Source organism: Nocardia sp. A7, assembly GCF_046549215.1.
In the GTDB taxonomy this organism is placed as follows: Bacteria; Actinomycetota; Actinomycetes; order Mycobacteriales; family Mycobacteriaceae; genus Nocardia.
The window spans coordinates 659,350-672,937 of sequence record NZ_JAJPWE010000005.1 but is presented as its reverse complement, the minus strand read 5'-3'; the positions used below and the strand labels follow the sequence as shown (position 1 = coordinate 672,937).

At 66.9% G+C, this 13,588-nt stretch carries 8 protein-coding genes; 6 read left to right on the top strand and 2 right to left on the bottom strand.

Features of this window, described 5'->3' with window-relative positions; translation table 11 throughout:
* Positions 1 to 49 precede the first annotated feature (49 nt).
* The 5 genes from ACLJPD_RS28690 to ACLJPD_RS28670 all read left to right on the top strand — a co-directional run bounded on the left by ACLJPD_RS28690 (position 50) and on the right by ACLJPD_RS28670 (position 4,075).
* A complete protein-coding gene (locus ACLJPD_RS28690) occupies positions 50 to 511 on the top strand; it encodes a VOC family protein (protein ID WP_410876279.1) in 462 nt (153 codons plus the stop codon).
* Between the two features lie 87 nt (positions 512 to 598).
* On the top strand, positions 599 to 1,435 hold the full coding sequence (locus ACLJPD_RS28685) for an alpha/beta fold hydrolase (protein ID WP_410876277.1): 837 nt from the start codon (positions 599 to 601) through the stop codon (positions 1,433 to 1,435).
* 76 nt (positions 1,436 to 1,511) lie between these two features.
* Positions 1,512 to 2,174 (top strand): hypothetical protein, encoded by a 663-nt coding sequence (locus ACLJPD_RS28680; RefSeq protein WP_410876275.1) that lies wholly within the window; start codon positions 1,512 to 1,514, stop codon positions 2,172 to 2,174.
* 217 nt (positions 2,175 to 2,391) lie between these two features.
* Positions 2,392 to 2,559, top strand: coding sequence for a hypothetical protein (locus ACLJPD_RS28675; RefSeq protein ID WP_410876274.1), 168 nt, complete (start codon positions 2,392 to 2,394; stop codon positions 2,557 to 2,559).
* A 244-nt stretch (positions 2,560 to 2,803) separates the two neighbouring features.
* Entirely contained in the window at positions 2,804 to 4,075 is a 1,272-nt protein-coding gene (locus ACLJPD_RS28670; RefSeq protein WP_410876273.1) for a PucR family transcriptional regulator, read from the top strand.
* Here ACLJPD_RS28670 and ACLJPD_RS28665 read toward each other — a convergent pair whose 3' ends face one another.
* A complete protein-coding gene (locus ACLJPD_RS28665) occupies positions 4,076 to 5,629 on the bottom strand; it encodes an acyl-CoA carboxylase subunit beta (RefSeq protein ID WP_410876272.1) in 1,554 nt (517 codons plus the stop codon).
* A 204-nt stretch (positions 5,630 to 5,833) separates the two neighbouring features.
* The gene (locus ACLJPD_RS28660) at positions 5,834 to 7,570 is read right to left on the bottom strand and encodes an FAD-dependent oxidoreductase (protein WP_410876271.1); all 1,737 of its coding nucleotides are present in this window, start codon (positions 7,568 to 7,570) and stop codon (positions 5,834 to 5,836) included.
* A 515-nt stretch (positions 7,571 to 8,085) separates the two neighbouring features.
* Between ACLJPD_RS28660 and ACLJPD_RS28655 the strand changes: the two genes are divergently transcribed.
* Positions 8,086 to 13,548, top strand: coding sequence for a carboxyl transferase domain-containing protein (locus tag ACLJPD_RS28655; protein WP_410876270.1), 5,463 nt, complete (start codon positions 8,086 to 8,088; stop codon positions 13,546 to 13,548).
* Positions 13,549 to 13,588 lie beyond the last annotated feature (40 nt).

Sequence of the window (13,588 nt, the reverse complement as noted above, 5' to 3'; positions counted from 1 at the left end):
GGTGGCCTCGCCTACGGTGACGAAAAGGCCTGCCACGAACGGAGCAATGATGAGTCGCCATATTCAGATCACCTTCGACGCGCACGATCCGGCCGCGCTGTCCACCTTCTGGCGTGATGCGCTGGGTTATGTGCATCCGGGGCCGCCCGGGGTAGAGGTGCCCGCCGGTGTCGAACCGTTGGTGGTGTGGGATCAGTTTCTCGAACGCCTCGGGGTGCCTGCCGAGGAGCGGAACTCGAAGTCGGCCATCGAGGATCCGGCGGGGCACGGGCCTCGGGTGTTCTTTCAGCGGGTGCCGGAGGACAAGGTCGCGAAGAACCGGGTGCATCTCGATGTTCGCGCGGCACCGGGGTTGCAGGGTGACGAGCGAATGGCCGCCTTGGAGGCGGAGTCGGAGCGGCTGGTCGGCCTCGGGGCCACGCGGGTCGAGCGCTTCGAGCCCGAGCCGCCGATGAGTGCCGGGTGGATCGTGATGGCTGATCCCGAGGGGAACGAGTTCTGTCTGGACTGAATCCCCGTGCGAGCGGGTGCGTCGGCGTTACCGTGGATCGACCACGATGACGTGGTCACGTGGCTGCCACTGGAAGGAAGCCCGGGGATGCGGCATTTCGACTTTCGCGGAACCATGATCGCCTACGACGAGGCGGGTTCGGGGTCGCCGATCGTCTTCTTGCACAACCTCGGCGGCGACCGGCACATCTGGCGCGAGCAATTCGAGGCACTCCGGCACACCCATCAGGTTTTCGCGATCGACCTCATCGGCTACGGCGAATCGGACGCCCCCGACGACGGGTACACGGTCGAGAACTACCTGGACATGGTCACCGCGTTCTTCGAGGCGCACGATCTGCGCGATGTGACGCTGGTCGGCCACTGTTTCGGCAGCGCGTTGTCGCTGCTCTACACCCAGCGTCATCGCAGCCGGGTGCGGTCGCTGGTGCTGAGCAGCCCGCTCACCCCGGCCACCCTGCGACCGACCCGCACCGCATGGGCGGCGCAACTCGGCCGACGCCTGCGCATCGACTCGCTGCTCGCGCACGTCCGCGTTCCCGGCCCGCTGGCCGGGCTGATCGTGGCGGAACAACTCGGTTCGCAACGAGATCCGCAGTCGGCGGAGATCGGCGCGCACTTGCGCAAGAGCTGGACCGAACCCCGTCGGCTGATGGTCACCGCCGCGATCTCGCGCGAGATTCCGCTACTCGGTGAACTGGACGGCTTCGTGCCGCCCACCGACTTTCCGCCCATCACCACGGTGTGGGGGAATCGAAATCGCGTGCTGTGCGCGCAAGCCGGTGCCGCGCTGAACCGCACGTTGAAGCCGTCGCGGTCGATAGTCGTCGACGGTGCGGGTCATCTGGTGATGGTCGAGGCCCCCGATCAGTTCACCGCCGCGGTGCTCGCCGCGACGGCGGGCACGCGCGTGGCCGATTCCTAGGCTGCGACATGCGGCCACAGCGGGCGCTGTCCGTCGGTGCACCGAACTTGTCGGTGCGCACCTTTAGTCTGCTCACATGGACGGACCGGACTCTGCGCTACGCCGCCTGACCCGCGAGGCAGGAAAGTTGTTGCGGCCATACGGCTTTCATGGAACGGAAGCCGCTTGGACGCACGTCACCGCCGACGGTGTCGCCTCGATTCGCCGCACCCGCACCCAGCGGACCTGGACCGATGGTCAGCAAGTGCTCGGATTCGGCCTGGAACTCAGCGCGACGCCGAGAGCCTGGTGGGAATTCTGTCACTGGCGCGATGGCGTGCGAGGTCTCGAACCGATCGCGCTCGAACAGGCAACCGGGCCCGGATTGATCGATGAGCGCGGTCTGGGGGCGGAGCTGACCGAGTTGTGGTCGCTGCGGGTCGACCCGGCGCAGCGGGGACGTCCCGCGCTCCAGGCTGACGTCGACACGGTGCGCGCGGACTTGCCGGTGCGCGTGCACGCCTACGCCCGCCGGGCCCTGCGCCTGCTCGAACCGGACGCCTACCTCAACGAACTGCTGGCTGATCCGAACCCGCAGCCCGCGACCTTGGAAGCGATCGTCGTCCTGCTCGCCCAGCACGGCCCGGGGCCGCGGTTGGACGACGCGGTGACCCGGTTCCGATTATCCGTCGCGGACCAGGACGAGTCGGGCGCCGAAAACGCCATCGCCTACGTGCGCGGCCGAGCCGTTCCGGTCTGAGATGTCGTGCGTGAGCAGTTCGACGGATACCTCACGAGGATGCGAAACGCGAGAAATTCGCGGCGGAAATTGTTGTGGAAATCTCTGACAATTTCGCGGCGACGGAATTGGAAGGTCAAAAACTGTGCACGGTGATAGCGATCGTCGTGGTGGCCGTGATCTGATCGAGATGTCCCGATTCGGGGATGCTTCACAGAATACGAACAAGGATGACCGTATGAACTCCAGAATCACCCGTCCGCTCGCTGTTGTCGCCATCGCGCTGTCCGCCGGCGCGATCGTTGCCGGTCCCGCGTCCGCCGCGGCCCCGGCGCCCGTCTCGGGTTCGGTGGAAGTGTGTCTGCCGCTTCCCCTGCCGCTGCTCGAGGTCAGCTTGTGTCTGTGACCGGCTAACACGGCTATTTTGCGGCGGTGGCGACACCGTTCACGGAGTGAAGATGTGCGCGGCTCCGATTCGGATCCGCCACCGCCGCACCGCCGTAGACCCGCAGGCCTGTGGGTTTCTTTGTCGGAAAGCATCATTGATCCAGTGTTCTCTTGCGCCTTGTCACAAGCGAAGGTTGGACGGGGGATTGTCGATCACGGTAGTTTGGGGGCTTGCCCAGTGATCTGGGTGGGAAGGACTTATCATGGCTGGCACAACTTCCATCGAACCGTTCCTGACCGTTTCGGGGCGGCCGGTATCGAACCCCTTGAAAGATGTGCGGACGATTTCCCGCCACATGGTCATGCATTTCATCGAGAATGTCGTGCCGTGTGGCACGTTGCCCGGCGAAGCGCTCGACGGAGACGTCACCACGGTGACCCGGGTCTGTCTGGAACTGACCAGGAGCATGCTCGACGGCCGCGATATCCCGGGCCGGGTGGAGCGAGTACAGGCCGCCGCGGCCGATTGGGCGCGTGAGGGAATCCCGATCGACACCATTCACGACGCCGTGCACGAGGGCTTCAAACTCGGCTTCGATCTCGTCATCACCAATGTCACCAACCACGACTACGACACCGTCGTCGGGGTGGCGCGTCGGCTGATGGACGCCCAGAACATGATCACCTCGGCGGTCTCGGTGGCCTACGTTCGTGAACTGCGCTCGGTGGACAGCGAACACCACACGGCGGTGCACACGCTGACCTCGGCCTTGCTCGGCGGCCAGAACACCGCGACGATGGCACGCGAGTGCGGCATCGAAGTAGCCGAGCGCTATCACGTGATGGCACTGGAACTTCCGCCGCACGCCGAGGAATTCGACCCGTCCCTCGATGCGAAAGTCGTGGCTCGCCGCAAATTGCGCCGGGTGCAGGCCGAACTGGCGGACCGATGCGACGGGAAGGTGCTCTCGCTGTTGAGCGTGGACGGCGGTACCTTGCTGCTACCGGTCCCGGAATTCTCCGAAGCCGAATTGGACGAATTGATCGCGCATTTGTCCGCCGCGGCACAGGTACCGGTGCGTGCGGTGGCGACGATGGCGACGCCGACCGAAATCCCGCTCGCTGCCGAACAAGTCCATGAACTGGTCGAAATCGTGCACCGATTCGGCGGCCCAAGCAAGGTCTATCGCCCGCACGAATTGGCCCTCGAATATCAACTGACGCGACCGGGGCCCGCCCGCGACTATCTGAGTTCGATCGTCGATTCACTCGAAGCGCATCCGGAGCTGCTACGCACGCTCGAGGTGTATCTAGCCACGAATATGCAGCGTGCCAGGACCGCCCGCACCATGTTCATCCACACGAACACCGTCGATTACCGATTGAAACGGATCGGCCAGATGACCGGGTTCGACCTCAACGATGTCACCGGTCTGTGCCATTTGCGCGCGGCTCTGTTGATCCGGGCCCACCGCGGGTCCGGATCAACAGAGCTCTATCCCGGCCCGCGCGAAAACAGCTCTCGCGCAGGCTGATCACATCGGGTAGACCGAGTGCTTACGTGGGTTGAATTCCGGGGTGACCGGCGCCTTGTCGCGCAGCAGGCGCAGCGCGTGCCGAATCTCGAGGCGGGTGCGTGAGGGTTCGATGACAGCGTCGATGTAGCCGCGTTCGGCGGCGATCCACGGCGTGGCGACCGTCTCGTTGTACTGGTTGACCATCCATTCGCGCGCTGCGGCGCGGTGTTCCTCGGCGATAGCGGCCAATTGGCGTTTGCCCGCGAGGTCGACCGCGCTCTCGGCGCCGATCACCGCGATCCGGGCGGTCGGCCAGGCGAAGCTGACGTCGGCGCCGACCTGGCGGCAGCCCATCATGCCGTAGGCGCCGCCATAGGACTTGCGCACCACGAGGTTGATGATCGGTACCGTCGCCTCGATGATCGCGCGCGGGACCCGACCACCGCGGATGATCACGCCCGCGTCCTCCTGATCGAGACCGGGCAGCACGCCGGGGGTATCGACGACGAAGATCAGCGGGATGTTGAAGGCGTCGCAGAGCCGGATGAAGTAGGTCGATTTATCGGAGCATGCGGCGTCGATGGAACCGCCGAGCACCAGTGGTTGGTTGGCGATCACGCCGACCGGAAAACCGTCCACCCTGGCGAACCCGGTGATCAGGTTCGGCGCGAAAGACTCTCGGATCTCATGGAATTCACCGTCGTCGAACAGGCGGAGCAGGATGTCGTGCATGTCGTAGCCCGTGCGGTCGGAATCCGGGATGATCGTCTCGAGTTCCAGGTCGTAGGCGGTGATGTCGGGTTCCAGCCCGGGATTCACGACCGGCGGCTGTTCCAGACAGCTCGACGGCATGTAGCTGAGGTAGTTGCGGGCCCAGTCGAAGGCGTCCTGCTCGGTCTCGGCGACATGATGCAGGGTGCCGCGTTTGGCCTGTACCTCGGCGCCACCGAGCGCCTCGGCACTGACGTCCTCACCGTTGACGGCCTTGATCACGTCGGGCCCGGTGACGAACATGTAGGAAGTCTTGGTGCCGATGAGCACATCGGTGTTGATCGGCCCGTACACCGAACCCGCGGCGCACTTACCGAGGATGATCGACACCTGCGGCACATAACCGGAAAGCTTCTCGAGCACCCGGGTCATATCGCCGAAGGAGGCGATCGAACCGACCGCGTCCTGAACGCGCGCGCCACCGGAGTCGTTGATCGTCACCACCGGGCAGGCATTGTCGAACGCCAGTTTCAACGCACGCATGAACTTTCGTGCCGCTGCGACACCGACCGACCCGCCGTACACGGTCTGATCGTGGGCGATCACCACCACCGTGCGGCCACCGATCAACCCGCGGCCGGTGACCAGGCCGTCACCGTAGAGGGCGTCGGGCTGATCCGGCTGACGCACCAGGGCGCCGATCTCGATGAATGTTCCGGGATCGAGCAGCATGTTCATCCGCTCGCGAACGCTCGGGATGCCTTTCTTCGCCCGCTTGGCGATAGCGGCGTCGCCGGCGGGCTCCGCGGCGATCGCCAGAATTTCGGCAAGTTCATCGAGCTTCGCCTTGGTAGTTACCACGCTTACTGCCACCTTCCCAACAACTCAAGTGCTGTGCGCGACGGTAGTCGAATCACCGTGTGACCAGCGTGATAAGCGGCGGAGGCAGGAGAGATCACAAAGTCTGGGCCAGCTCTCTCATCGCATTCTCAACAACGCGCCGGACGCAGCGCACGCGCGGCGATTCCGCCGCAGCGCAGGGTCGCGGCGAATTCGCGGGTACGTCTAGCGATCTTCGTGTGCGGGCGCGGTGACCGGCCAGATCGGCAGGCGGAGTGCGGCGGTCGCGGTGGCGGGGACGACGGGGCTGTTCGGGGCCACCGCGGCGATCCGCTCATAGGGGCCGCCGGGCGCCGGGCGCGGATCCGGTTCGCCCTTGTTCGGCCACAGCGCGGCGGCGCGTTCGGCCTGGGCCGCGATCGTCAGTGACGGATTGACACCGAGGTTGGCCGAGATCGCCGCACCGTCGACGACGCTGAGGCCGGGGTAACCGTGGACCCGGTGGTAGGGGTCGATGACGCCGGTGCCCGGCTCGGTGCCGATGACGCAGCCGCCGATGAAATGCGCTGTCATCGGGACGTTGAACACATCCGGCCACGTACTGCCCGCTGTCGCACCGAGTTTCGCGGCGACGTGCCGGGTCGCCTCGTGGCCCGGTGGAATCCAGGACGGGTTGGGCTCGCCGAATCCCTGCTTACTGGTGAACCGGCGACCGAAAAGCCCGGGCCGAGTGTAGGTGGTGATCGAATTGTCGAGGCTCTGCATCACCAGCAGGACCAGCGTGCGCTCGCTCCAGCGGTTGGTGCGCAACAGTCGCACAGTCTGCACCGGGTGGCGCCCGGCGATCAGCAGGACCTGCGCCCATCGCGGCAGTCGCTGATCGCCGTCGACGAGGTAGGTGTTGAGCAGTCCCATGGCATTGGAGCCCTTGCCGTAGCGCACTGGCTCGACGTGGGTGTTCGGCGTGGGATGGAACGAGGACGTGATCGCCACGCCCTTGGTGATGTCGACATCCGGGTCGACCTCGGTGCGTCCGGCGCCGAGGATGGCCTCGGAGTTGGTCCGCGTCAGCACACCGAGCAGTGGCGAGAGTTCGGGCAGAACCGCGGTGTCACGCATGCGGAACAGCAGGTGCTGGGTTCCCCAGGTACCCGCGGCCAGGACGACGTGCCGCGCCGACAGGGTGGCGCGGTGTTTGCGGATCCAGCTTCCGGTGCGTTCGGTGTCGACCAGCCAACTGCCGTCGGCCTGTGGCCGGATCGCCGTGACGGTGGTCATCGGCGAGACCACGGCGCCTGCCTTCTCCGCCAATCCGAGGTAGTTCTTGACGAGGGTGTTCTTGGCGCCGTGGCGACAGCCGGTCATGCACTCCCCGCACTCGATACAGCCGGTGCGCTCGGGACCGACGCCGCCGAAGTACGGGTCGGCGGCGGTCTGACCTGCTTCTCCGAAATAGACCCCGACCGGGGTCGGCACGAAGGTCTCGCCGACTCCCATCTGTTCGGCGACCGACTCGATGATGATGTCGGCCGGAGTCATGTGCGGATTGCGCACGACGCCGAGCATGCGCCGCGCTTGGTCGTAATGCGGGCTGAGTTCGGCGTCCCAATCGGTGATATCGGCCCACTGGCGATCACCGAAGAACGCCGACCCCGGTTTGTAGAGGGTGTTGGCGTAATTGAGCGAACCGCCGCCGACCCCGGCGCCGGCCAGAATGAAACAGTCACGCAGGCGATGAATGCGTTGGATGCCGTAGCAGCCCAACCTGGGGGCCCACAGATACCGGCGCAGATCCCAGTTCGTCGCGGCGAAATCCGCGTCCGCGAACCGACGACCCGCTTCCAGGACACCGACGCTGTACCCCTTTTCCACCAGGCGCAGGGCAGTGACACTGCCACCGAACCCCGACCCGACGATCAAGACGTCGTAGTCGTAGGCGAGGGCGGGGGATTCTTCTGACACCGCCCCGACGGTAGAAGCCCGCTTGCCGAAGCGACCGGTTCGGCGCGCCCACTGGCAGAACTCACTATTTCGGGCGCGCTGTTATGGCACAGGTGACAGCACCTCGCCGATGGCGACTGTCGCGGCCGCGCCGATGCGGGCCGAGCGGACCGGTGAGGCAAACTGTGGGAAGAGAGGGATATCACCTCGAATATGTTGTAGGTCAACATGATTGATAGGATTTCGCAGTGAGTGGATGGTCCGGGACCGCAGACCTTGGCCGTCCACTCGCTTGGGGGATGTGATCGTTCAACCGCGTGGCATCGCGATGCCCGCCGCTGGTCATCTCGGCGTCTTCGTCCGCTCGTGTTCATCCGGTTGTATCGTGCTCGGCGGCCGCTCGTGTTCCGGCTACGTGCCGGTAACCCGCGCGCGGTGCTTGTATATGGGACACGGGGGTGCAGACTGCGCACGGACCGGGAGTTGCAAACCTCACCTGCAGGACGATGTCCTGGGTAAATGGAAGGAGTCGGCGAGTGTTCAGCCGTATCGCCATCGTGAATCGGGGCGAGGCCGCCATGCGCCTCATCCACGCCGTCCGTGATCTGGCGGCGGCGACCGGGCTACCGATCGAAACCGTCGCTCTGCACACCGACGTCGACCGGAATGCCACCTTCGTTCGGGAAGCCGACAGCGCCTATGACCTCGGTCCGGCGTCGGCCCGCCCGTATCTGGACCTCAAGGCTCTGGAGAAGGCACTCGTCGCCACGAAAGCAGACGCCGCCTGGGTCGGCTGGGGCTTCGTCGCCGAAGATCCCGCGTTCGCGGAGCTGTGCGACCACATCGGCGTCACGTTCATCGGGCCGAGCGCCGACGCGATGCGCAAGCTCGGTGACAAGATCGGCGCCAAGCTGATCGCCGAGGAAGTCGGCGTGCCCGTCGCGCCGTGGAGCCGGGGCGCGGTCGACACCGTTGAGGACGCCATCGAGGCGGCCACCGAGATCGGCTACCCGCTGATGCTGAAGGCCACCGCCGGTGGTGGCGGTCGCGGCATCCGCGTGATCACCAACGAGGCCGAACTCGTCGACGCCTACGAGCGCACCAAGCAGGAAGCCGCCCGTGCCTTCGGCAGCGGCGTCGTGTTCCTCGAGCGCCTGGTCACCGGCGCCCGGCACGTCGAGGTCCAGGTCATCGCCGACGGCCAGGGCACCGCGTGGGCGCTGGGCGTGCGTGACTGCTCGGTGCAGCGACGCAATCAGAAGGTGATCGAGGAATCCTCCTCTCCCGTGCTGAGCGCCGCCCAGACCGCCGAACTCAAGGCCTCCGCCGAGCGCCTGGCGATCGCGGTCGGGTACTGCGGTGCGGCGACCGTCGAGTTCCTGTACCACCCCGGCGACCAACTGTTCGCCTTCCTCGAGGTCAACACCCGCCTGCAGGTCGAGCATCCGATCACCGAGCTCACCACCGGTTTCGACCTGGTGCACGCGCAGTTGCGGGTGGCCTCGGGCATCAAGCTCGAGGGTGAGCCGCCGGTGGAGCGCGGCCACGCCATCGAAGCCCGCCTCAATGCCGAAGACCCCGACCGCGACTTCGCGCCCGCCCCCGGCCGCATCGTTCGCCTCGATCTGCCCGCGGGCCCCGGCATCCGCGTCGACACCGGCGTCAGCCAGGGCGACACCATCCCCGCCGACTTCGACTCGATGATCGCCAAGATCATCGCCTACGGCCGCGACCGCGGCGAAGCGCTCGGCCGACTGCGTCGGGCCATGGCCCAGACCCGGGTCGTCATCGAAGGCGGCGCGACGAACAAGAGCTTCGTGCTCGACCTGCTCGACCAGCCCGAGGTCATCGACGCCAGCGCCGACACCGGTTGGATCGACCGGGTTCGTGGCGAAGGTCGCCTGGTGACCCATCGCCACTCCACCGTGGCGCTGGCCGTAGCCGCGATCGACGCCTACGAGGAAGACGAGCGGGTCGAACGGCATCGGCTGCTGTCGACCGCGTCCGGTGGGCGCCCGCAGGTGCAGCACGAATCGGGACGGCCGCTCGACCTGAAGCTGCGCGGCGCGGGGTATCGGGTGCGCGTGGCCCGGATCGGCCCCCACCGCTTCCGCGTCGGCATCGAGGCCGGTGGCGAATTGCGCACCGCCGATGTGGATCTGGAGCGTTTCGATCACCACACCGGCCAGATCGTCGTCAACGGCACGCGCTACCGCCTGATCACCGGCACCCACGGGCCGACGCACGTGGTGGATGTGGACGGGGTGACCCACCGGATCAGCCGTGACGAAGGCGGTGTCGTCCGCTCGCCCGCCCCCGCGCTGGTCGTCGGCACGCCGCTCGAGGTCGGCGCCGAGGTCGAGGCCGGTGCGCCGGTACTCGTCCTGGAGAGCATGAAGATGGAAACGGTGCTGCGCGCACCGTTCCGGGCCAGGCTGAAGGAATGCGCGGTCTCGGTCGGCACGCAGGTCGAGGCGGGCGCGCCGCTGTTGCGGCTCGAACCGCTCGCCGATGACGACGAAGAAGCCGAGGCCGCGACCACCGGCACGGTCGAGCTCGACCTGCCCAGCGCGACAACACCTTTGCGCGCACACGAGCGCGTGGCCCGCGGTCTGCAGGACTTGAGCAGCCTGCTGCTCGGCTTCGACGTGGACCCGCACGACGACCGCCGTGTCCTCGACGACTACCTCACGGCCCGCCGTGAATCCGTCGCCGACAGCCTGCGCCCGCTCGCCGAAGAGCTCGAACTGGTGCAGATGTTCGCCGATCTCGCTGAACTGAGCCACAACCGGTCGGCCGACGACGATCACGGACAGGGTCACGTCCACAGCGCCCGCGAGTACTTCCACACCTACCTGCAGAGTCTCGATGTCGAGCGGGCCGGGCTGCCCGAGTCGTACCAGGCCAAACTCGGTGCGGCGCTGGGCCATTACGGGGTCACCGAGCTGGACCGAACCCCTGACCTCGAAGCGGCGGTCTTCCGGATCTTCCTCGCTCAGCAGCGTCCCACCGACACCGTCAACGTTGTCACCGCACTGCTGCGCGAATGGCTGACCGAGCCGATGCCCGACCAGGTACTGCGTGAACCGGTCGGCCTGGCGCTCGAGCGACTGGTGGCGGCCACGCAGGTGCGCTTCCCGGTGATCGCCGATCTCGCCCGCGGCCTGGTCTACGCCTGGTACGGCCAGCCGCTGCTGCGCCGCAACCGTGCCCGCGTGTACACCAACGTCCGCAAGCACCTGAGCTACCTGGACGCGAACCCGCAGGCGGACGATCGCACCGCCCGGATCGCCGAAATGGTGCGCAGCACCGAACCTCTGGTGCGATTGCTCGGCCAGCGGCTCGAGCGTGACAAGCACGATCACACTGCGATGCTCGAGGTGCTGACGCGGCGCTACTACGGCAACAAGGGTCTCACCGGGGTCCGCACCGAACAGGTCGGTGACACCACCTTCGTGGTCGCCGACCGCTACGGTTCGACGCTGGTCTCCACCGCCGTGAGTTTCGACAAGCTCGACTCCGCACTGGACGGTCTGGCCGAATCGGCCACCGGCGCGGTCTCCATCGACGCCGACATCTACCTCAGCTGGGAATCGCAGCCGGAGGACTTCGACGCGATGGCCGCGGCCCTGCAGGACGTACTCGGCGCGCATCCGGTGCCCAAGCAGGTGCACCGGATCACCGCCACCGTCGCGGGCAGCGGTGGCTCGGTCATGCACCACCACTTCACCTTCCGTCCGTCGGTGACCGGGATGGCCGAGGAGCGGTTGATCCGCGGCCTGCACCCCTACATCGCGCAGCGGATGCAGTTGGAGCGGTTGCGCAAGTTCGACCTCACCCGGTTGCCGTCCTCGGACGAAGAGGTCTACCTGTTCCGCGGCGTCGCCAAGGAGAACCCCTCCGACGATCGCCTCATCGCCTTCGCCCAGGTCCGCGACCTCGCGGCGCTGCGCGACCACGACGGCCGACTGGTGGCACTGCCCACCGCCGAGAGCGCGATCGCCACCTGCGTCGACTCGATCCGTCGGGCCCAGTCGCGGCTGCCATCGGCCAAGCGGCTCAACACCAATCGCATCGTGATGTACATCTGGCCGCACATGGATGTCACCCGCGCGGAGCTCGAGACCATCGGTGGCCACGTGCTGCCGTCGGCCGCGGGCGCCGGGCTCGAGGAGATCCTGCTCATCGCGCGTCAGCGCGATCCCGAGACCGGCGAGCTGACCAAGGTCGGTGTGCGCATCTCGTTCCGTCCCGATGGCGGATCCGAGGTGACGGTCGAGGAGCGGACCGACGAGCCCGTCGAGCCGTTGGACGAATACCGGCAGAAGGTGCTGCGCGCCGCGGCCCGCAACACGGTGTACCCGTACGAATTGACCGCTCTGCTCGGTGATTTCGCCGAGTACGACCTCGATGCCGCGCATGCGCTGGTACCGGTCGAGCGGCCGAAGGGTCACAACAAGGCGGCGATCGTCGCCGGTGTGGTGACCACACCGACGGTCGTGCATCCCGAGGGTGTCACCCGCGTGCTGCTGCTCGGTGATCCCACCAAATCGCTCGGCGCGCTGTCGGAACCGGAGTGCCGCCGGGTGATCGCCGCGCTGGATCTGGCCGAGAGCATGCAGGTGCCGCTCGAGTGGTACGCGCTGTCCTCGGGTGCGCGGATCTCGATGTCGTCGGGTACCGAGAACATGGACTGGGTCGCGGCCGCGCTCAAGCGGATCGTCGAATTCACCCAGGGTGGCGGCGAGATCAACATCGTGGTCGCGGGCATCAATGTCGGCGCGCAGCCGTACTGGAACGCCGAGGCCACCATGCTCATGCACACCAAGGGCGTGCTGGTGATGACGCCGGATTCGGCCATGGTGCTGACCGGAAAGCAGTCGCTCGACTTCTCCGGTGGCGTCTCCGCCGAGGACAACTTCGGCATCGGCGGCTACGACCGCGTGATGGGCCCGAACGGCCAGGCGCAGTACTGGGCGCCGAACCTGTCCGCCGCCCGCGACGTACTCATGGCGCACTACGAGCACACCTACATCGCCCCCGGCGAGCAGGCACCGCGCCGGGCCGAAACCACCGACCCGGCCGATCGCGATATCTCCGGCTTCCCGCACACGTTGGCGGACAGCACCTTTGCCACCGTCGGTGAGATCTTCTCCGCCGCCGCCAACCCGGATCGCAAGAAGCCCTTCGATATTCGCACCGTGATGCGGGCACTGGCCGACCAGGACCACCCGGTCCTGGAACGCTGGGCCGGCATGGCCGACGCCGAGACCGCGGTGGTGCACGACGCGCACCTCGGCGGAATCCCGGTGTGCCTGTTGGGCATCGAGTCCCGCAATGTGGCACGCCGCGGTTTCCCGTCCACCGACGGACCCGACACCTACACCGCGGGCACCCTGTTCCCGCGTTCGTCGAAGAAGGCCGCACGGGCCATCAACGCCGCCAGCGGTAACCGGCCACTGGTGGTGCTGGCCAACCTGTCGGGCTTCGACGGCTCGCCCGAGTCGATGCGCAAGCTGCAGCTCGAGTACGGCGCCGAAATCGGCCGCGCCATCGTGAATTTCGACGGCCCCATCGTGTTCTGCGTGATCTCGCGCTACCACGGCGGTGCGTTCGTGGTGTTCTCGAAGGCGCTGAACCCGAACATGACCGTGCTCGCGCTGGAGGGGTCGTTCGCCTCGGTGCTCGGCGGCGCACCGGCCGCCGCGGTGGTGTTCGCCGGTGAGGTGAAGGCAAGGACCGCCGCCGATCCGCGCGTGCGGGAGCTGGAGAGCCAGGTCTCGAACGCCGTTGGTACCGACCGCGCCACGCTGAGCGCCGAACTCGACGAGACGCGCTCGTCGGTGCGCGCGGAGAAGCTGGGCGATGTGGCGGCGGAGTTCGACCGCGTCCACAACATCCAGCGCGCGGTCGAGGTCGGTTCGGTGGATGCCATCGTCAGCGTCGCGGATCTGCGCCCGCGGATCATCGCCGCGATCGAGGCTCGACTGCCCGCGTAATCAGGACCCAACGGACCGGGCTCGGCGACTGCGCCGGGCC